The sequence below is a fragment of the Alteromonas nitratireducens genome, from assembly GCF_040812025.1.
GTDB classification, from domain to species: Bacteria; Pseudomonadota; Gammaproteobacteria; order Enterobacterales; family Alteromonadaceae; genus Alteromonas; species Alteromonas nitratireducens.
In genome coordinates, this window is sequence record NZ_JBFNPK010000004.1 from 102,028 (window position 1) to 121,803 (window position 19,776).

19 protein-coding genes are annotated in these 19,776 nt (G+C 52.0%); all 19 read right to left on the reverse strand.

The window, feature by feature from the left end:
- Positions 1 to 27: 27 nt before the first annotated feature.
- Positions 28 to 1,215, reverse strand: coding sequence for an acyl-CoA reductase (locus AB1N33_RS05455; RefSeq protein ID WP_411270530.1), 1,188 nt, complete (start codon positions 1,213 to 1,215; stop codon positions 28 to 30).
- Positions 1,212 to 2,288: a LuxE/PaaK family acyltransferase gene (locus AB1N33_RS05460; RefSeq protein ID WP_411270531.1), complete on the reverse strand. Its 1,077-nt coding sequence runs from the start codon at positions 2,286 to 2,288 to the stop codon at positions 1,212 to 1,214. Before AB1N33_RS05460 ends, AB1N33_RS05455 begins: the two co-directional genes overlap by 4 nt.
- Positions 2,281 to 3,681, reverse strand: a complete 1,401-nt coding sequence (locus AB1N33_RS05465; RefSeq protein WP_411270532.1) for an AMP-binding protein — start codon at positions 3,679 to 3,681, stop codon at positions 2,281 to 2,283. Before AB1N33_RS05465 ends, AB1N33_RS05460 begins: the two co-directional genes overlap by 8 nt.
- A complete protein-coding gene (locus AB1N33_RS05470) occupies positions 3,678 to 4,445 on the reverse strand; it encodes an SDR family NAD(P)-dependent oxidoreductase (protein ID WP_411270533.1) in 768 nt (255 codons plus the stop codon). Before AB1N33_RS05470 ends, AB1N33_RS05465 begins: the two co-directional genes overlap by 4 nt.
- Positions 4,429 to 4,668: an acyl carrier protein gene (locus tag AB1N33_RS05475; RefSeq protein ID WP_411270534.1), complete on the reverse strand. Its 240-nt coding sequence runs from the start codon at positions 4,666 to 4,668 to the stop codon at positions 4,429 to 4,431. The genes AB1N33_RS05470 and AB1N33_RS05475 overlap by 17 nt, the downstream gene beginning before the upstream one ends.
- Position 4,669: 1 nt before the next feature.
- Entirely contained in the window at positions 4,670 to 5,263 is a 594-nt protein-coding gene (locus AB1N33_RS05480) for a GNAT family N-acetyltransferase (protein WP_411270535.1), read from the reverse strand.
- Positions 5,260 to 6,279, reverse strand: coding sequence for a UDP-2,4-diacetamido-2,4,6-trideoxy-beta-L-altropyranose hydrolase (gene pseG / locus AB1N33_RS05485; protein WP_411270536.1), 1,020 nt, complete (start codon positions 6,277 to 6,279; stop codon positions 5,260 to 5,262). Before pseG ends, AB1N33_RS05480 begins: the two co-directional genes overlap by 4 nt.
- 5 nt (positions 6,280 to 6,284) lie before the next feature.
- Positions 6,285 to 7,343 (reverse strand): pseudaminic acid synthase, encoded by a 1,059-nt coding sequence (gene pseI / locus AB1N33_RS05490; protein ID WP_411270537.1) that lies wholly within the window; start codon positions 7,341 to 7,343, stop codon positions 6,285 to 6,287.
- On the reverse strand, positions 7,333 to 8,241 hold the full coding sequence (locus AB1N33_RS05495; protein ID WP_411270538.1) for a hypothetical protein: 909 nt from the start codon (positions 8,239 to 8,241) through the stop codon (positions 7,333 to 7,335). Before AB1N33_RS05495 ends, pseI begins: the two co-directional genes overlap by 11 nt.
- A gap of 19 nt (positions 8,242 to 8,260) precedes the next feature.
- Positions 8,261 to 8,974 carry a pseudaminic acid cytidylyltransferase gene (gene pseF / locus AB1N33_RS05500; RefSeq protein ID WP_411270539.1) on the reverse strand — a complete coding sequence of 238 codons (714 nt, stop codon included), beginning with the start codon at positions 8,972 to 8,974 and terminating at the stop codon, positions 8,261 to 8,263.
- Positions 8,971 to 10,116: a UDP-4-amino-4,6-dideoxy-N-acetyl-beta-L-altrosamine transaminase gene (gene pseC / locus AB1N33_RS05505; RefSeq protein WP_411270540.1), complete on the reverse strand. Its 1,146-nt coding sequence runs from the start codon at positions 10,114 to 10,116 to the stop codon at positions 8,971 to 8,973. Before pseC ends, pseF begins: the two co-directional genes overlap by 4 nt.
- A complete protein-coding gene (gene pseB, locus AB1N33_RS05510) occupies positions 10,113 to 11,117 on the reverse strand; it encodes a UDP-N-acetylglucosamine 4,6-dehydratase (inverting) (protein ID WP_411270541.1) in 1,005 nt (334 codons plus the stop codon). The genes pseC and pseB overlap by 4 nt, the downstream gene beginning before the upstream one ends.
- A gap of 13 nt (positions 11,118 to 11,130) precedes the next feature.
- The gene (locus tag AB1N33_RS05515; RefSeq protein WP_411270542.1) at positions 11,131 to 14,595 is read right to left on the reverse strand and encodes a 6-hydroxymethylpterin diphosphokinase MptE-like protein; all 3,465 of its coding nucleotides are present in this window, start codon (positions 14,593 to 14,595) and stop codon (positions 11,131 to 11,133) included.
- A gap of 2 nt (positions 14,596 to 14,597) precedes the next feature.
- The gene (locus tag AB1N33_RS05520; RefSeq protein WP_411270543.1) at positions 14,598 to 14,909 is read right to left on the reverse strand and encodes a hypothetical protein; all 312 of its coding nucleotides are present in this window, start codon (positions 14,907 to 14,909) and stop codon (positions 14,598 to 14,600) included.
- Complete coding sequence (gene fliS / locus AB1N33_RS05525) at positions 14,906 to 15,334, reverse strand: flagellar export chaperone FliS (protein WP_411270544.1); 429 nt, start codon at positions 15,332 to 15,334, stop codon at positions 14,906 to 14,908. Before fliS ends, AB1N33_RS05520 begins: the two co-directional genes overlap by 4 nt.
- A 21-nt stretch (positions 15,335 to 15,355) precedes the next feature.
- The gene (gene fliD / locus AB1N33_RS05530; RefSeq protein ID WP_411270545.1) at positions 15,356 to 16,801 is read right to left on the reverse strand and encodes a flagellar filament capping protein FliD; all 1,446 of its coding nucleotides are present in this window, start codon (positions 16,799 to 16,801) and stop codon (positions 15,356 to 15,358) included.
- 11 nt (positions 16,802 to 16,812) lie between these two features.
- Positions 16,813 to 17,289 carry a flagellar protein FlaG gene (locus tag AB1N33_RS05535; RefSeq protein WP_411270546.1) on the reverse strand — a complete coding sequence of 159 codons (477 nt, stop codon included), beginning with the start codon at positions 17,287 to 17,289 and terminating at the stop codon, positions 16,813 to 16,815.
- A gap of 87 nt (positions 17,290 to 17,376) precedes the next feature.
- Positions 17,377 to 18,195: a flagellin N-terminal helical domain-containing protein gene (locus tag AB1N33_RS05540; protein ID WP_411270547.1), complete on the reverse strand. Its 819-nt coding sequence runs from the start codon at positions 18,193 to 18,195 to the stop codon at positions 17,377 to 17,379.
- A gap of 651 nt (positions 18,196 to 18,846) precedes the next feature.
- Positions 18,847 to 19,695: a flagellin N-terminal helical domain-containing protein gene (locus AB1N33_RS05545; RefSeq protein ID WP_411270548.1), complete on the reverse strand. Its 849-nt coding sequence runs from the start codon at positions 19,693 to 19,695 to the stop codon at positions 18,847 to 18,849.
- Positions 19,696 to 19,776: the final 81 nt, after the last annotated feature.

Genomic DNA, 19,776 nt, shown 5'->3' on the forward strand with positions numbered 1-19,776 from the left:
TCCTCATTGTTTCGTTGCCGTCGCGGCCTACGCGACAGTCACCCTTCTGCTTAATTCACTGAACAGATCGTAACCATCCCATACAGGCGTAAAAGTCAGCGCCTGTCCAAGTGGCACAATACGCTCTACCCCGTTTATCGACGGCGCCTGCATAAACTTGATCCAGTCCGGCTTGTCAATGCCGGCATAGCTGATGGTTTGCACCTTGTCGCGCAGTAGCCCCGCCAGGTCAGACAGCTCAGCCAGTTCCTGCAACAGGACAATATGGTAGCCCGGATGCTCGTCAATTATGGCGTCTGCACGGGTAGTCGGGAGTACCCATAGCGCCCCGGATGTCAGCGGACGGTCAGCGCTGCCACTGGCCTGTAACCACTGGCTGAACACCAGCTGTTCATTGGTTTGATTGGCCGGACGTGCCTCAGCGGCGGCCAGTTGCTCCACCTGTTCGAACAAGCGCTGTTGTAACTCCGTATCACCCAGCCAGTAGACTATCCGCGGTGACGAACAGGCCTGCTGCTGGTACGGCGCGAGATCACGCCAGAGCGCCTGGGAAAGCGAGAGCAGGTTGTCGCTGGTCAGCGTGTCACCGTGGATCACACTTACCGAATAGCGGTCAGCAAAACTGATATCCCGGCAACGCGGACGCTGCGGCAGCGAACGGATCTGGCGAACACTGTCGTCGCCGCCCCAAATCACCCTGCCATCAGCCAGCATGCTGAGCGCTTCGCCAGTATGCGCATCCTGTTTGTCATAAAAAATAAACTGATTTGCCAGCGCAACCGGCTGCCACTGAGGTTGCTGCAGTAACGACGACAGCGTGTCCAGCAGAGCCTGCTTGGCAAGACTGGCTGCCTGACTCAGCCTGACAATGTTGCGGTTGCCCATCAATAAGGCGCAGACCCAGCTGTAAACAAACATGGTATCCACGTTCGCTGGCGTGTAATGCACTACCAGACCCAGCGGTTTGCGTAATCCACTTGCAGACGCGTCCAGCATTTGCTCAAGCTGTGCCGGACGCAGCCAGAACCCCAATGCGACCAGCTCAGGAAACGCTTTATTCCCAGGTTGACCAAGCAGTGCCCGGGACAAGGCTTGCAAAAAGTCGAGTACCAGGGGATCCCGAACCATGGCATTGTCGCTGGTAACGGCGGGGAGCTGTGCCGGACTCTGGCATTCGGTGTTACCGGCAACCGGGATGATCAGTTCGATTGTCATACGCTCCCTCCGGTATCGCTGCAGCCCCTGATTTCTGCCTTCGGCAGCCGTCCGGTCACGTGGAAGTATCTCCCCGGCCTGCCGCAGGCGCAATCATCAGCGCCAAGCACATAGCCAAGATCTTCTGTCAGCAGGCTGTGACCGGGATAACTGGTTGGAATGGCAGACAACACCTGAATGAGCCCGGTTTCGCCTGTTTTTGCCACTCTCAGCGTAACGGGATCACGCACAATCACATCAGACAACCCCGAGGCATGTAAATGTCCCTGCTCGCATTCAACAAACACGCTGCCGACCTGTTCTGCCATGCCATAAAAATTGTGCACAAACGGCACGCCGGTCACCGCCTTTAGGGTTCGCTTGAAGGTGGTATTGTCGACCTGCTGATCAATAAGTTTTTTCCAGCCGCCGCTGTGTATCAGACGCCCTTTTGTCAGTGACAGCGTCATGCCCTCACGCTCAAGTGCCTGCACAAAGTGCAGCCAGACCATGAAGGTGAAACCAAAAATAAGCACCGCTTCGTGCTGGTGTGCTTCACAAAAGGCGCTGACCGCCTCAACATTCAGGCTCATGTCTTCATTAAGCGCATACACAGGCTTACGTCCGAAAAACGCCATGCCCTGAATTCCCGCGGCACGGGCCGAAAACGCAGGGTTCCTTACCACGTCAGGGCTGTCAATAATCAGCATGGGCAGGCGCTGCTTACCAATAAACTGCTGCATAATGGCCACCAGCGCCTTACTTTGTCTGGCACTGGTTTCACGATCCAGGGTGATCCGCGCGGGTGTCTGACCGGTGGTACCCGATGAGGTAAGTGTTCTGAATACCTCATTGTCCGGTATGCTGCTGAGGTGCATCAGCTTAAACAGCCGCACCGCAAGATAAGGGACTTCGGTCAGGCTGGCCGCAGGGGCGGCATCACCCACAATGCGCGCATAGGCATCACAGTGCTGTACATGATGCTGCGTCAGACTATTCAGACAGCGCAGCAATAACGCACTTTTTTGCGCCTGAGCCTGCGCAAATATGCCGGCGTCCAGCAAGGCCGCATAGGCGTTTTCATAGTCAGTCATGCGCACCTTCTCCCTGTGACGCAGTACATGACGCAAGCACACGATAATCGGTCTTGCCGTTACTGAGTAACGGCCAGGCATCCACCTCGGCGATGCGCACCGCTTTGGGCGGACAGTTGACGTATGCTTTTACCGCCTCGCCAGCCATGCTGGCCTGTCCGGTCAGACAACAGACGGTAAGGGCGTTATCCTGACCGTAGCACTTCACATCCAGACCAGCATTAGCCAGCAGACCTTCCAGCCCATCCAGATTTACGCGCTCGCCAAACAGCTTAATAAAACGGGCTTTGCGCCCTACCACATGATAATCCCCCTCGTCATCGCGACACGCGATATCACCGGTCTCAAGCCAATCGGGGGGCGTAAACGTGGCCAGGTCATCAACGCTATGAACATACCCGAGCATCACATTTTTTCCTTTAAAACACAGTTCTCCCGCCACGCCGGAACAGGTAACCAGTTCGCCGGCCTCATCACGCAGGGCAAATTCTCCGCCCGGTATCGCCTGGCCAATGGCTTCAGGCTTTGTCAGCGCCTTATCGGGGGACAGATACGCCATGCGGGCCGTCGCTTCTGTCTGTCCGTACATAATATACAGTGCCATATCGTGGTTATCGGCGTAACGCGCGAACTCCTTGACGAAGCGCGACTGAAGGCGACCGCCTGCCTGTGTCATGTAACGCAATGAAGGGAACGCTTTGCGACAAAAACCAAGGCGGGCAAGCATTTCATACCAGTGTGGAACGCCCGCAAGCGACGTGATTTGCGCCTCACTGAGCAAGTGCCAGAAATCACGTTCCATCGGCGAGCGTTGCGTCAGCGTTAACTGTGCCCCTTTCGCCAGGTGCGTATGTAGCACCGACAACCCGTAAGAGTAGGAAAACGGCAGACTGGCAAGGGCATTATCCTCTTGCGCGATGGGCAGGTAGGCCAGAATCGAGGTGGTATTGGCGTTGATATTGTCATGCGACAGCGCGACCCATTTGCCGCCGCCTGTTGAGCCTGAAGTGGACAACAGTACGGCAAGTCTGGGATCCATATCATGCACCGCGGTATGTTCAGCATGACAGCGTGTGTCCGTAACAACCAGGTGAGGAGGCAGACGATGCCGCAGTTCATCACGCGCGGCGGTGCCGACCTGCTCGTTAACCATCATCACCGGCCACTGATTCGCCAGGCAGGTGAGATAATTGATGACCGTCGTTATACTCTGCCGGCACTCCAGCATAATCAGCGGACGTTCAACCGGGATAAGCTCACGCCAGGCTGTCGTCGTACTGTCTATTGCCTCGGTCAGTGCCGTATAGCTAAGCGAGGTGCCGCTGTCGTCACACAATGCCGGTCGTTCCCCGAAGGATGACAACGCCAGGACAAAGTCTACCTGCCTGCTCACGGACAAAACATCCCGTCGACACTCAGCACCTGACCGGTTATGTAGGCAGACTGGTCACTCAGCAAATACTGAACCGCGTTTGCGACATCTTCTGCGCGACCGGCGTGTCTCATCGCAATGCGGGACAGCACTTTTTCCCTCGCACTCTGGTCATAATGTCGCGTCAACGACGTGTCGATAAAACCCGGCGACACCGCATTCACGCGAATGCCCACGGCTGCCAGTTCCTTCGCCAGTGAATAGGTTGCTCCGGTCAGCGCGGCTTTACTGGCTGCGTAGGCACTCATGCCGGCACTGCCGAGTTCGCCAACCTGAGACACCACGTTCACAATGCTGCCGGAGCGCGCTTTCATCATCAGCCGGCTGGCCAGTTGCATGTGCTGATAGGCAGCCAGGTAATTGACATCGAGATGAGCCTGAAGCATCGCCCTGCTGGTGACCGCCAGCGCCGATTCTTTCATCATGCCGGCGCAGTTAACCAGCCCGCTTAGCGAACATGCAGGCATGGCCGACAGCGTCTGCTGCAGGGTACGAAATGCGGTTTTCACCGCCGCTTCATCACACACATCGTAACAAAGCGGTATCACTGCATCACCATGCTGAGCGACAAGTGCGGCTAATCTGTCGTCGTCGCGTCCCGCGCAAAACACAGACACGCCGGTGCTCACCAGCCGTGACACAATCGCCTGGCCAATATCCCCGGTCGCCCCGGTGACCAGCACAGCGGTCCCGGACGTGTGTTCGTGCTCAGAAGGTGATGTCATACTTCGTCAGAATGTCTTTCGCCTTCGCCACCGAGCTCATATCAATGATATCGTCGGTATCCAGCATAATATCAAAACGGTCTTCCAGCTCTGCAACCAGAATCATGTGCGCCGTCGAATCCCACTCTTTGATGGTGTTGTAGGTCAGCGAGTCGGTGACGTCATCGGCACTGATACCGAGTGCGTCCACGAAAACCTGAACCAGTTTTTGCTGATTATCCACACTATCCCCTTTTCTTATTGTTGCTGCGTGGCCGCGAAAGCAGTTGCCTTAACGCGCTAGTTTGCCGCTGATACGCATCAGCGTGCAAGTGCAGCTCAACTAATTCGCCCTCACTTACCACGTCATACCCCAGTTGCCTGTTGTATTTAAGGGCGGCAAGGTTATCTGCCTTTACCACCGCGCGAAAACGTGCAGTGCCGAGTTCCCCGAAACAGTAATCATACAATGCCAGCGTTGGCGCAAACGCAAGGATATTTCCCTGATAGGCAGGATCGCCGATGTACAAACCGGGTTCCAGCACACGTGCATGTTCAACAGCGGTCTCACCGTCGGCTGACTTCACGTTGGTTGCGCCTATTGGTTTGTCGCGATATTCCACTACCCAGTGCTGCTGACTGGGTAACGCGGCGATAGTAGTAAACCATTGCTGCTGTTGTGCCTCACTGATATGCGCGGTAGACAACATCTGACGCGCAACAAACTCACTGTTACGCCATGTCCGTAAGGTGTCGAGATCCGTCGATGCGACGGGGCGAAGTCTGACCTGATAGCCCTCAATCACTACGCCGTTCTCAGTATTTTTTTTGCTGATCATCGGGTGAGCTCCATCATTTTTTGCAGCACACGCGTCGCCCCCTCGGCATCATAATGCCCGGCTGCATTATCAGACATGTGCTGCAATAAGGTCGTGTCTTCATACAATGCCAGCGCCCGCTTGGCGAGCGCTTCACAGACACCTTCATCATGCCCGTTAACACTTTCACACCAGCCTTCGCTCAGTGCCTGCGCCGTGGCGTTACGCTGATTATCCGCAACCACGACAAGAATAGCCGGGGTCTGACAGACGCCCAGTTCAAACTGACTGCCCCCTGCGGCACTGACCGCGAGCCGTGCATGCTGCCAGACCGCTGCCATATCCTGACAATTATGGATATGCTGAACCGGCAACGCGGTTGCAGACAGCCAGTCCTCAAGCTCCCGGCGATACGGATAGGCCGCGCCGGTAATGACTCTTACCGGCATATCCTGGGTCAGCTGCGCCAGCGCCTTAAGCAGCGGCAGGGTCAGATTACAGGGGTCGCTGCCGCCGAGGCTCACAACCAGGCCATGGCGCTGGGCGATGGGCAGTACGCGGCCAAGCGCAAACTCTCTGCGCAACAAGCGGTACGCGCTGCCGGTAGCACACACAATACCCGGACGTGCCGCCTGATAGGCTGCATCCAGGCTGACTGTCGCAGGATTAACAACCATATCCGCATAGCCAGATAAGGTCTGTTGGCCATCATCCATCACCACTACGGCGGTCTTTTCACGGTCTATTGCGCTGAGTATGACTGGCGTGAACGCGTAACCATCCACCACCAACACGGCGGCGTTTTCCTGTGCCAAAAATTCAGCCAGCCACTGTCCCTGCGCGACTTCATTCAGGACCGGGGGCAGTATCTGAACCGGGTAGTGCCAGTCATGTCTGGCTTTCGCCAGGGTCGCGGCCTCATCATCGAGAACAAACTGTACCGGGAACTGCGCCTCATCTGCCGCCTGAGCCAGTGCCAGGCAACGCATTAAATGCCCCAATCCGGTACGGGTACCGGCAGCAACACGAAAAACCACAGGCCTCACTGACGAATATGCTCCCAGCCCAGTGCGGTGCCCTTTTCCAGATCGACTGCCGCGGTTTTTCCAATCACGTCGTCCCAGTACATTGGCGCAAGTCCAAACGCTGGCCGGACAATTTTGAGGTTCTGTTCGCTGAATGTCTCTCCCGCTCGCACCGACGCGGCGACATAAATTGAGCGTCGGTACTGCTTGGCAGCTTCTTCTGCCTGACTACCGCCATATCGCACCTGCCCCATGGCCTTCCAGGCACGCGCCGTTTCCTCTACCAGTAACGCCAGTTCTGCCGGCTCCAGAGAAAAGGCCGCATCGACGCCTCCGGCCTGCCGGTCAAGAACGAAGTGCTTTTCGATTACCGTCGCGCCCAATGCCACCGATGCCACGGCGGCACCCACACCAGCCGTGTGATCGCTCAGCCCGACCTGACAGTTAAACGCGTCGCGCATATTGGGAATGGTTTGTAAATTGGTATTACCCGGGTCGGCCGGATAGGTGCTGGTGCACTTCAGCAAAATAATATCATCGCAGCCATGCTCACGCGCGCAGGCAACCGCCTGTTCGATTTCAGCCAGTGACGCCATGCCGGTAGACATGATCAGTGGCTTGCCCTTTTCTGCCGCTTTACGAATGAGTGGCAGATCGGTTAACTCAAACGAGGCAATCTTGAAGCACGGCACGCCAAGACCGTCGAGAAAGTCAACCGCGTCACCGTCAAATGGCGAGCTGAATGCCAGCATGCCAAGCTCTGCCGCACGTTTAAACAAGGGGGCGTGCCACTCATAGGGTGTCGCCGCTTTCTCGTACAGGCTGTGCAGGTTCTCACCAAACCACAGGCTGTCTTTTTCCTTGATCATGAACTCATCACGGCTGACATCCAGCGTCATGCTGTCCGCCGTATAAGTTTGCAGCTTGATTGCATGTGCGCCGCATCGTGCGGCCGCCTCAACCATAGCCAGTGCCAGATCATAATCCTGGCTGTGATTACCACTGAGCTCCGCGATGATAAACGGCGGCTCGTCCGGGCCAATAATTCGGTTTCCTATCCGTACATTATGCTTCATGGGAACCTCGCATCAGGGAAACAATGCCTTCACTCAGGACTTCAACAGGGGTAGGCGTCAGCGCAGGTTCTGCAGCATAATCCGGCATCAGCACACGTGGCTCGAGTTCACCCGGTACCAGCAGCGTCGCCGTATCCATTGCGCGCGCAAGCCAGAAACTCAGCGCCGGCTGGGTGACCAGCAGCCGGCTTTGCTGTATGCCGGTCAGCGCATCATGACGAAGTGCATCTGCGGGCACACTGAATGTGTCAATACCGGCCCGGGCAAGCGAGGCCATCAGGCTGTCAAGATAAGGATAGTCGGGCAGGTACACTGCCACCGTGTCACGTTTTACCTGCGCAGGCAGAGGCAGTTGCATGTCCACCCTTATAGCGGAAAAGCCACAGCAGCGGCGCAAATAAAACTCGGCGTAGCCATAATCCGGCGGGGTCATGTTTGCCCACCATTCGGTATGCCACTGATGCATACTCAGCCAGCTGCTTTGCAGGTAATTTTCAGCTGAATTCACAAAATCCGCGGTCAGCGTCTGACGCTGAATAGCATCAATCAGATCCGGTACTGCCATGCTCAGCCAGTTACCTGCTACGGTCTGTCCGGCATCTTTTAAAAATCGCGCAAGAAAACACGGCAGAAAGGCCGTATCGAGATTGATGATTTGTGTATAGCCTTCATTGATAATGCCTTCTGCAGTATCAAGAAACGCTTCCATTCCCTGCAGGAAGTCATCAGGCCAGTTGCCGCCTGAGAGTTGTCGGAGTGGTACCGACGGCTCAGCCAGTTGCATAATTCTTACGCCATCCCCATGAGTGAGTACATGCACCTCTGCACCGGGTGCATTGTCTCTGACAAAACGCAGCGCAGGCACACCAATACTGAGTACGTCGGCAGCCTTAGTCATTCTTATGAGAAGTATTTTTTCAGCGTGTTTCATCGTGTTCTTTTTGTGCCTTATACATCAGCTCTGCACGCACCCAGTCTTCCTCGGTATCAATATCCTGTACCAGGTGACGCGGTAAAATAACCGGGATACTGTGATGCTGAAATACCCCTTCAGGTCGCGCAAACGCGTCAGCCCGTCCCCAGTAAAACTGCCCGGCATCGTGATAGCAGTCTTCGAGGTCCTGCGAGCGTTTTCCCATCATCTCAGGGTTTACCGGCTCAACGCCTGGCGCGTCTTCCTGCCCGACAATACGGATGGCGCGCTGGATTGGGAAAGCAAACGAGGTAACCGAAAACGCATACTGTTTATTCGGGTGACGTCGCAGTGCATCAAGCCCCTGCTGAAGATAACGGGCCTTAAGCATGGGCGCGGTAGCGTATATGCAGCACACAAAGTCTGGTCTGGCGCCTTGTTCAACCATAACCCTGAGGGCATGCCGTACCACTGGCGTGGTACCCGTAAAATCATCGGCCAGTTCCGGTGGACGCATAATAATGTCGGTCGCACCATATCGTCTTGCCGTGTCGGCAATCTCCCTGTCATCCGTTGATACCACAATGTGATCAAAGACCCCGCTTTGTTGCGCGGTCTCGATGGAATACACTATCAGGGGTTTGCCGGCAAATTCACGGATATTCTTTTTCGGTATACGTTTACTCCCGCCACGCGCGGGAATAACAGCAATGTTCAAAGTAAAACCTCTCGCAACGCCTTCACTACGGTATTTTGGTTATCGGCAGACAGGTCAGGATATAAAGGCAGTGTGATTGCCGACTGGTAATACGCTTCGGCGACCGGGAACTGACCAGCATGAAACCCGAGTTGCTGGTAGTAAGGATGCAGGTGTATCGGAATATAGTGCACGTTCACCCCAATGCCTTTTTCACGCAACTGATTAAACACGTGTGTGCGATCATGCTGTGTGACTTCCACCATGTAGAGATGCCATGCGCTGTTAGCGTCCCATACCGGCAGTTTGAGAGGCAGGTCGGCCAGTGCCGACTGGTACGCTTTCGCGCGTTCTCGACGTGCGTCGATAAACGCTGTCAGGCGCATCAGCTGAGAACATCCTAACGCGGCATGCACGTCACTCAGACGATAGTTGTACCCCAGTAACTGCTGTGCGTAAAACCAGGGCTCGTTTTCATGGCCCGGAGGCAGAGCGTCGGGATTGCGGGTAATTCCATGGCTGGCAAAAAGCCGAAGTTTAGTTGCAAGTTCCGCGTCGCAAGTCAGTACCGCACCGCCTTCGGCGGAGGTAATTGACTTCACCGGATGAAAGCTCATGACGACCATATCGGCATAACGACAGGCCCCAACCTTATTTCCTTCCGCGTCGCTTGCGCCGAGTGCATGCGCCGCATCCTCAATAAGATGAATGGCGTATGGGTCGGTTAATGCCGCAATCGCTTTCATATCGCAACTGCTGCCGGCAAAATGCACTACCACCAGCGCCTTAGGAAGACGTCCCGTGCGTTGTGCATCCTTAAGTTTTGCCTCCAGCGCGGACAATGACAGGTTTCGGGTGTGCGGATCAATATCGACAAAGTCGACATCGGCCCCGCAGTAGCGAGCGCAGTTTGCAGACGCGGCAAACGAATTGGGAACCGTCCAGACAAGATCGCCGGGACCAATATCTAACGCCAGACAGGCGATGTGTAACCCCGATGTTCCGCTGTTAACCGCCACCGCCGCTGTCGCCCCGGTGACCTCACACAACGCCTTTTCAAAGGCAGGCACCATCTTACCCTGGGTAAGAAAACCGTTCTCCAGTACGTCAGTCACCGCCGCAATATCGTCGGCCTGTATAGAGTGTTTGCCGTAGGGGATCATTGGGTCAGTTTGTCCAGCTCGCGTAATTCCTCAACACTGAGGAAGTGCGGGTTTTTACCTGAATGATACTCAAAGTTTTCTTCAACCGGCTTACCGGTCTCACCGCACTTATTCTTCGCATAGTTGATGTTCTTGTCGAAGAACGTGATAGCAGGTGCAATAACATAGTGATCGTCAAACTCAACGGAGTGGTGCGCCATCTCTTCCGGCACCATCACCTCGTGCATTTTTTCGCCCGGACGAATGCCGATGTTTTCATACTCGTCGCTGCCGCTCATGGCCTTTACCAGGTCAAGAATACGGATAGACGGTATCTTGGGAATAAAGATTTCCCCGCCCTGCATACGCGAGAAGTTCTTAACAACAAACTCCACCCCTTCTTCGAGCGTGATCCAAAAGCGCGTCATATTCGGGTGTGTTACCGGCAGCCTGGTGCAGCCCTCCGCTAACAGGCGACGGTAAAACGGCACAACCGAGCCGCGCGAGCCCACTACGTTGCCGTAGCGCACTACGGAGAAACGTGGCCCTGTGGCGCCTGAAATATTATTGGCAGCGACAAACAGTTTGTCGGAGGCGAGCTTTGTGGCGCCGTACAAATTTACAGGGTTGGCGGCCTTGTCCGTCGACAGTGCAATGACCTTGGTCACATTGCAGGCAATTGCAGCGTCAATCACATTCTGCGCACCGTTAATGTTGGTCTTTATGCATTCGTTCGGGTTGTACTCTGCTGCAGGCACCTGTTTCAGTGCGGCTGCGTGGACAACAAAATCCACTTGCTTCATTGCCGTAATCAGACGCTCCTTGTCGCGCACATCACCAATGAAATAACGCATACAGGGTTGGTTAAACCTCTGCTGCATTTCAAACTGCTTGAGTTCGTCACGAGAGTAAATAATGACTTTCTTCGGATTACCGTTTTTTATCAGGTGATCGACAAAACGCTGCCCAAAGGAGCCGGTGCCGCCGGTGATGAGAATGGATTTATTATTAAATAGCGTCATTATCTTCTCTCTTTTAACGAGGAAATTGTTCTTTTAGCTTTGCTTTTTCCTGCTCCTGACGTTCAAGGTTCAGCTCGCCAACCACTAAATGCCGCTCTCTGACATGTGGTAAATAACGTAAACGATCACCTGATCCCATAAACATTTCATCACTGGTAAGCATTTGTGTTGAAAAGCCAATAAAATCATAGCACTCATATGCATATAAGCCTTCAACTAAATCCAGATTATAATAATCACTTACCTGCTGGGTTTGGCAATCTAAACTGACTTTGGGCCAGATATAACGAATTTTGTCACAGCATGTGGTTGCCAGCAGCGCAACATATAACCGATAGAAGTCGTTACAGACCGGAGATATGCCTGGCTGTGCTGCGTCCCCTGGCAGGTACACTAACGCTTGCCCACCGGCGACCTCAACAAACTCCTCTTCACTTCTCGCTATCCAGATTGCCCTGTTCCCATCGCTGTCAGGTAACGATGTCTGACCATCAAGCAACGCCACAGACCAGGACTGTCCGGATTGCGAAGGGGTATAGTCTAACGACTGCAGTGCATAACCGGCTAACATCACATCGAACAACGTCTCCGTCTCAGGATGGTTAATCACAATGCCATGATCGTTTTCGGCAAAATAGTGCAACAACGAGACCCGTTGACGCTGACGAATGAAGTTAGGGATAAAATCAAATCCCATTTCATCGAACTCAAGCGCAGCGGAGATGTCACTGAATGCTGTTCGCCAGTATTCCAGGATCTGGTTATAAGCCGCAATGCACACTTCATCATTGTCAACGTTCATCACTTTACTTAAGGCTGAATTCACAAAGTTCAGTGTGCCGTTGAGGTAGAAAAACAGAAGGCTCTTTTTGCGCGCAAAAGAAGATACGGTAAAGTCACGTTGCCGGTTGATCAGCGCATCCGCGTCATCACGCGTCATCACCTCCCCGGCAATCAGCGGGGTAAAAGCATGTAGCTCTTCCACCAGTGCCGCGTACTGATAACGCTGATTAAACCGCGAAGAAAAATCATCCAAATCAAAAGAAGCAAATGCGTTATCGTGGATGGCCTGCAAAGTCTGTTGTTTCAGGCCCGGCTCAGCGAGAATCAACACATTGTCCTTTTTCAGGGGCTGTGTGCCGATAATTTTTGCACCGTCATTGAGGTTGTAAATCTCCGCAGTGCTTTTCTGTAACGTCCGCTCCATCACCATTTTTGACATTTTAAACTCAAACTTGGTTTTCACGAAGGGACGGAAATTGCCTTCTATGACCAACGAGGTGTCGTTTCTTTTGGCGTAATCATAGAGCTCTTCGCCATTAAGTTTATAGTATCCTGAACTCTTCGAATGATGGTACTTCTCATCGACAAATCCCATATCGATACCCAGTAGGTATATCTGAGAAAAGCCTAAGGTTGTGAACATATCAGTGGCAAAATTCGACACTGTTGGATAGGCATAATTTAGTAACGCGTAGGGATGATTTTTGTACAGCTCAGTGACTGTTACGGTGGATGACTCACCTTGTTTGAAGGCCAGCAACGTATTGCGATAAAGACCACACGTGTCAGGATGAATGCCATTACAACTTATCAGCGTGATCTGCTTTAGATAGTCCGGATCGCCAATTCGCGTTGCCCAGTCGTAGGTCGCACGATTAATTTCAATTTCAGCATGAAAATCTGGCGTTATCCCATGTCGGTGAAGCGTCTGCAACGCCGTACCACATGACACGATGATAGCGCTATCCTGATACTCCTGAATTGTATCCAGAAGGCTGTCAAGCGAGGGACCATTCCCGACCAAAAAAATGGGAACTTCAAGTTGTTGAGGGGTCAGCCTCTGACTGACATCATTGCGCAAAAAGGGGATACCTTGCTCAATCGACCAGCGGGTATGAGCAATACCGTGTTTAGAGTGGTCAAAATAATCCCCCATCGAAATGATTACCTGCAACTGCTCACGCAACTGTGCCACAGCACTCACCAGAGTCGGGTTGTAATAGCCCTGATAGAAGTAGGTGTTTGCTAATACATAGGGGCCAATAGAGTGAAACTGTGTCAACAGGTCGTTGATTAAATGGTTGCCATCATCACCAATATTCAGGTAAAGCCGCCCTTTGCTTTCGTCCACTTTTTTCAGGATAAGCGCCCAGTCAATGGCATATAACGAGGCATAAAAGAAATCGCGATTAGGCTCACAGATAAAAAGCTTCTGCACATCATGATGTTCAAATAAATAGGGTAACTGATAGCCGAGCCCCAAACCGAATATGATCATGGATTTAATCACATCCGGTAAGTTACCTTGTGACTCCTCAATATCATTCAGCACAGTCTCAACATCTGCGACTAATTGATAGTGAAAGTAACGTTTTAGTTTTATGCCTCGATAGCCCAGTACCAGACCATCTTTATTCGGACGCTGTGAAAAGCCGTCAATGCTTTGCTCGCACTCTTGCTCCGGCGCTTCACCGTACAACGACACAACTGATGAGACATGAAATACGTTTACATCGCCGTGCTGATTGGCAAGTGGAACCCACTTATCGGGCGTGTACTCACTGAATTCTTTATAAATGGCGGGGAAATACGTTTTCAACGCGGCCAAATTCGCCTCAAAACGTTCACTGTCCAGATAGTCAGACCGCCATGCCGGTAAATTCATCACAGGACGCCATAATGGCACTTGTTCATCTATTCGCGAAAGTTGACGGGCATTAAGTGCCCAATGCGTAAACCCTTGCCAGCTAAGTTCGGACAGCGCACTGACGACCTGGTTAAAGACGGGGTGATTCAGATGCTTATACAGGTAAAAGTGTTCAAACGACACATGCTCGGCCAACTCAGAAATATCAGTCGCAAGATCACGTGCATCTTTGCCAACCTGGAGGTAAAGCGCTGTATTTTTCCGTTTCGCAACATCCAGACAATGTTGCCATGAAACTGCAGAAATTGACGAGCGGAAATACGACGTATCCGGCTCATAAATGATGAAGTGATCGATCTGTACTTTTTCAAGCAGCATTTCAATGTGATAGCCCAGACCAATCCCCAACACAACCATGACGCCGATACGGTCCGGGAGCCGGGTAGAGGAGACCAGTTTTTTTGCGTAGGGGCTGGGGAGATCCGGGTGTGACTTTTCATCCATGCAAGTCGTGTCGGCTATGTCGTAACGCAGCGCATTTTCGCAGTAAGAAAGAAACTGAGAAGTAACCTCTTGCCGCGGATGCAGACCGTAAATAACGCGTGAACTTTGACGGTCAACGATATTTAATTCGCCAAATTTATTGCAAAAGACTGAGGCAGTTTGTACTTCTTTTCTGGCAAGCAGTTGATAAATTGACGGGATATGTCGCTGGAACGCATTCAGGTTGAGCCTGTGCAAGCGAAGAATCTCTGGGGCAGCATCCCGCTCCAGTTGTTTCTGCGCGACGTCATCTGTATCCAAATGGAACAGGATATTCTTTAGCATAGTTATTTGTACTTCTTGATTGCGGCCTGACTTCTTACGAAATGACTCATGTCATCTTTAGCCGAATCAAGCAATTTTCTCGCCACATCGATAAGTTTCTCATTGACCTTATACTCAGCGTCGGCAAAGGCTTTGCGCGCCGCCTCATCCAACGATAAAAGATGCGCCTGAATCAGCGCATCTCGTTGTTTTATAATGTCATTGAAAACGGAATACCAGTCTTCGGCATTGTCCGACAATACCTGCAACAACTGTTCGTTAAGTTGCGCAAGCGCAGGAGGTGTATAGGAGTGATTCAGATCGTTTTCGTTCACACAGCTTGTCGTTTTTGACGCTGAGCTTCGAATGCTTCCTGTTTGGCAGACTCTGGAATCTGAAGCCATGCATCACGTATTGGTGTTAACAGGCTAGTGATTTCATCCAGTATATTCAAGTCGTTCTTTATATGGGCGTCACCAAGACGCTCAATCATGTAGTCATACAGTGAGAACATATTCTGCGCCACTTCGCCACCGACCTCGAGATCAAGCGTATCTCTCAAATGCATAACGATAGCTGTCGCGCGGGAAATATAGTCACCTTTTACACCATACTCTTTTCGCTCCATAGCTCCTTTAGCGTAAGCAATCCGGTCCAGTGCGCCCTGCAACAGCATCAGAGTGAGACGGTGAGGGTCTGCGGTAGCGATATCCTGTTTCAAATTACCTTTACGGTAAGCATTAATACCTTTCAGAGACATGGTAACTCCTGCTGCTTAATTTTAAAGTGACGCTAACAATGCTGCGCCAGTCTGGTTCAGTTGCGCAACGGTGCGGTCCAGATTCAGATATTTATCACGAAGGATCTGTTCATAATTGAGCATACGCAACTCTAAGCGCTCACGGTCATCATTGATTCGATCACGGTTATCCTTCGCTGATCGCTCACGTAAACTCAACAGGCCGCTGAACGAGGTATACTGGTCGGCAAATTCATACAGGCGTGTTGCTATCCCTTCGTTTTCGTCGGTAAACAGTTTGGCAATTTCGTCAAAGCTGTCATCCAGCGCATCCTGTAGCCGATCTTCGCCCGACCCGAGGCCAAAATCCGTAGAGCCTATTTCCAGCTTACCATCACTGTCTATTTCTATACCGAGCTGAAACAAACCACCCAGCGCAGAACTACTGACAGAGCCACCCACAATGGTAGCCAGTCCGCTTTGAATACCGCGTAACAAAGAGTCTCCCGCCAGTGCCCCGTCATCTTCCAGTTCAGACTCACCATAGCGGGTCAGCTTTTTAATCTCATCAATGATACTGTTGTAGTTTTCTACAAACTTACGGATCTTCTCATCCAGTCCTTCCTTGTCATAGCCAATTTCAAGGCGGCTAGTAAGCGGCGTCACGCCGTCAGCAGCCAGTGGCGACAGTTCGTTTGCTTCAAACGACACGTTCTGGATGGTATTTTCAAACTTGTTGGTATCGCTTTCTACCAGGATACCGTCGATGGTTGCCTGCGCATTTTTGGCAGAAGAGAAATAATCCGGATTGGCGGTATCAATATTATTGGTACCGCCCGTAGTCGACAGTCTGTCGAGCTCGGCGTTACCGAAGTCATTATTAATAGTGAGGTCATTACCGGCGCCGGTCACTGTGGATGAAAACACCAGTTTCGGGCCCGCAGCCGTGCCGGTATCAATAATATTGGCATTGATACCAAAGTTATCGCTGGCACTATTAATTTTTTCGCGAAGCTGAGTCAGCGTCATTCCGGCGGTTACTTCTACGGAGAAGCTTTGTGCGCCACCACCGACGTCAAATGTCAGTTGACCGGTGCCAGACGTGAGTACCGCGTCAGAGGCAGCCGTAAACGCGCCATCTTCGGTAGTAACCCGACTTCCGGCAGCCAGCTGCGTGACAGCGATGTCGTACTTTCCACGTAATGCAGAGTTAGAGGCTTCGGCAGAAAACACGTCAGCGTCTTCTGAAGGATTGGTAATTGTCGGCTCCCGGCCGTTGATGTCATTGTCTGAGCGCAGCTCATCAACAATATCTTTGAACTCTGAGAGCTTAGACTTGATCTGTCCAAGGCCGGAGATTTCCGCTTCAATCTTTTCCTCGCGTGCGTTCAGCCGGTCTACTTTCGGTTTTCTCTCCGCTTCGAGCAGCTGACGAACAAGGTCATCAAGCGCAAGCCCTGAACCCACACCCAACGATTGAATAGTCATACGTTACCTCATCACACCTTGTTATTTATGAGCACTCCTACCCGGTTTCCAATATCCTGCTGCAGTTCCTGGATACGTTCGGCAAGTTTTAACACCTCCTCGGAAGGAATTTGCCGTATTACGTCACCAGATTCGCCGTCTTTTACCGTTACCACCGAGCGATTGGTATCTTCATCAATGGTAAACGCCAGGTTTCGGTTTTGGGCCTGTAAGAACGCTTCAACCTCTTTAACCGCCTCGTTCAGCTGAACACTGCGATCCTCTCTGTTCTCGGTATCGGCCTGCTGTTCGGAAACTTGAACAGTATTTTGTGACGCACGGGTTACCGTTTCCCCCACAGACTGTGGCGTCGACGTCTCCCGTGAAGCAACGTCACGAAGCGGCGTTTCCTGCTGTCGTACACGGGTTTCAGTTGCGTCATTTCTTACACTGTTGCCGTTTGTATTACTAGCAAGAGCCTGGCCATTCTGAATATTTGCAATTTCCACGTCACCACCCTCCCATTGAAACGACAAAACGGGGCCGCAGCATGGCGGGCACCCGTTACATCTCAACTAAGGTAATTCTAGTATAGCTTATCCCAGCAGCGATAATGCTGTCTGAGGACGCTGGTTTGCCTGACTGAGTACAGAAACAGATGCCTGCTGGATGATCTGGTTACGCGTCAGCTCTGCTGTTTCAGCAGCAAAGTCAGTATCACGAATACGTGAACGCGCAGCAGACAGGTTCTCAGAAACGTTAGCCAAGTTACGAATAGTAGACTGGAAGCGGTTCTGAAGGGCACCCAGGTCAGCACGAATGCCACCGATGGTAGAGATAGCGGCATCGATAGACGTCAGTGCACCACTGGCGTCAGTAGACACATCCACACTGCCTACGCTCAGACCAGACGCACCAAAACCGCCACTGCGTGACAGATTAACAGAAATCGTCTGACCGGCGTTTGCACCAACCAGGAATGACGCAGAGAAGCTGCCGTCCAGAATGTTAACGCTACCAAACTGGGTATCGCTGCCCACACGCGATATTTCAGTCTTCAGAGCGGATACTTCTTTTTGCAGCGCAAGCTTGTCGGCAGATGAGTTAATGCCGTTTTGCGCCTGTACCGCCAGCTGACGAATACGCTGTAAGCTGGTGGTTACTTCTGCCAGAGCACCCTCTGCTGTCTGCGACAGTGAGATGGCGTCATTCGCATTACGAACAGCCTGATTAAGACCCTCTACCTGAGATGTCAGACGGTCAGAAATCTGAAGACCGGCAGCGTCATCGGCAGCACTATTGATACGAAACCCTGACGACAGTCTTTCAAACGACGTGCTCAGGCGGTTGTTTACGTCAAACAATTGACGCTGCGCATTCAGCGCAGAGACGTTTGTGTTTACATATAAAGACATAGTTACCTCCTAGGGACTCGATGATGACTGTGCTACCATCAACCCCTTCCAGTTCCAGTTGCCTGGTTCACTACTCCCGGACAACCCCTCTTAAAAGTAATATAAATTACCCCTCAACTAGTGGTATCGGCCCGCCCTTGAGCATCTTTAGTTTTTTTTTGAAAAAAACTTCAATTAATTTGCAAGCCATTGTTTTAAATAAATTTTAATAACGAAAATATCTTAGAATTCAGTGGACAGCTCAGACAGGGAGATAGCGGGAAGCACGACAACGCCACTACCTGACTTGTCGGATATCTCACAGAGGTTTAAACTTGGCACGCGTAATGCTTTTGATTTTGCGTGTAATGCTGGCAGTCGCGATTTTGTCGGATTACACCAACAATAACAGTGATGCAGTAAGACGTTGTGTCGGATGACCCGGTAAGAACAAGAAAAAAGGCCGGAACATGATATCCCGACCAATTGCTCACGTTAGGAGATTGAGCAAAACTGTTTTCTGTCGGCTGGCAGGTACTTTAGTAGGATTAACTGGCCTCTCAACCAAAACTTCTACACTCTCAGTCCTGTTAGTCGGCGTTTTCTTGGCGCTGCGGCCAGCTGGCCGCAGCATCCTGGGATGGCCTCTCAACTCCTTCCCTTTACTTTTCCTTAACCACCTAATAGTGACAGGGCCGCCTGTGGGCGCTGGTTCGCCTGCGACAGTACGGTTGTTGTTGCCTGCTGCAGGATCTGGGCGCGGGTCAGTTCTGCCGTTTCGGCGGCAAAGTCTGTATCCTTGATGCGCGATCTTGCCGCTGATACGTTCTCTGAGATATTGCTCAGGTTACGAATGGTTGACTGGAATCGGTTCTGAATCGCACCGAGGTCAGCACGCAATCCACCGATAGCGGAAATCGCGCCGTCAACAGTGGTCAACAGTGATGATGCATTTGCCGCAGATAGTACATCGCTCGTCGCCAGTCCTAAACCGGTTGCACTAAGCCCGTTTACTCCGGCACGCGTCAGAGCCTGACTTGAAAGGTTTACGGAAATTGTCTGACCGGCATTCGCTCCGACCAGGAACCTTGCGGAATAGTCCCCGGAAAGTATCGCGTTGCCGGCAAACTCTGTGGTAACCGCAATTCGCGATATCTCTTGTTTCAGTGCAGACACCTCTTTTTGAAGTGCTAAGCGATCCGATGATGAATTGATCCCGTTTTGAGACTGAATGGCCAGCTGGCGAATTCGCTGCAGTGAGGTAGTAATTTCCTGCATCGCGCCTTCAGCTGTTTGCGCAAGAGAAATCCCGTCATTTGCGTTTCGAACAGCCATATTCAACCCCTGGATCTGGGATGTCATACGATCTGAAATTTGCAATCCTGCAGCATCATCAGCGGCACTATTGATTCTGAATCCCGATGATAGTCGCTCAAACGACGTACTCAGGGAGTTACCCACATCGAACAGCTGACGCTGTGCGTTTAGTGCAGAAACATTGGTATTTACATAAAGGCTCATAATGGCTCTCCTAACAGTTTATATGTGCGCTGTTTTTATTGTTTTATGCGCGTTTTTAAAAACCTGGTATACAACATGCTT

Coding starts and splice junctions, on each gene's coding strand:
- AB1N33_RS05455 (WP_411270530.1), bottom strand. CDS start 1,215: ATGACAATCGAACTGATCATCCCGGTTGCCGGTAACACCGAATGCCAG.
- AB1N33_RS05460 (WP_411270531.1), bottom strand. CDS start 2,288: ATGACTGACTATGAAAACGCCTATGCGGCCTTGCTGGACGCCGGCATA.
- AB1N33_RS05470 (WP_411270533.1), bottom strand. CDS start 4,445: ATGACATCACCTTCTGAGCACGAACACACGTCCGGGACCGCTGTGCTG.
- AB1N33_RS05480 (WP_411270535.1), bottom strand. CDS start 5,263: ATGATCAGCAAAAAAAATACTGAGAACGGCGTAGTGATTGAGGGCTAT.
- pseI (WP_411270537.1), bottom strand. CDS start 7,343: ATGAAGCATAATGTACGGATAGGAAACCGAATTATTGGCCCGGACGAG.
- AB1N33_RS05495 (WP_411270538.1), bottom strand. CDS start 8,241: ATGACTAAGGCTGCCGACGTACTCAGTATTGGTGTGCCTGCGCTGCGT.
- pseC (WP_411270540.1), bottom strand. CDS start 10,116: ATGATCCCCTACGGCAAACACTCTATACAGGCCGACGATATTGCGGCG.
- pseB (WP_411270541.1), bottom strand. CDS start 11,117: ATGACGCTATTTAATAATAAATCCATTCTCATCACCGGCGGCACCGGC.
- AB1N33_RS05515 (WP_411270542.1), bottom strand. CDS start 14,595: ATGCTAAAGAATATCCTGTTCCATTTGGATACAGATGACGTCGCGCAG.
- fliS (WP_411270544.1), bottom strand. CDS start 15,334: ATGTCTCTGAAAGGTATTAATGCTTACCGTAAAGGTAATTTGAAACAG.
- fliD (WP_411270545.1), bottom strand. CDS start 16,801: ATGACTATTCAATCGTTGGGTGTGGGTTCAGGGCTTGCGCTTGATGAC.
- AB1N33_RS05540 (WP_411270547.1), bottom strand. CDS start 18,195: ATGTCTTTATATGTAAACACAAACGTCTCTGCGCTGAATGCGCAGCGT.
- AB1N33_RS05545 (WP_411270548.1), bottom strand. CDS start 19,695: ATGAGCCTTTATGTAAATACCAATGTTTCTGCACTAAACGCACAGCGT.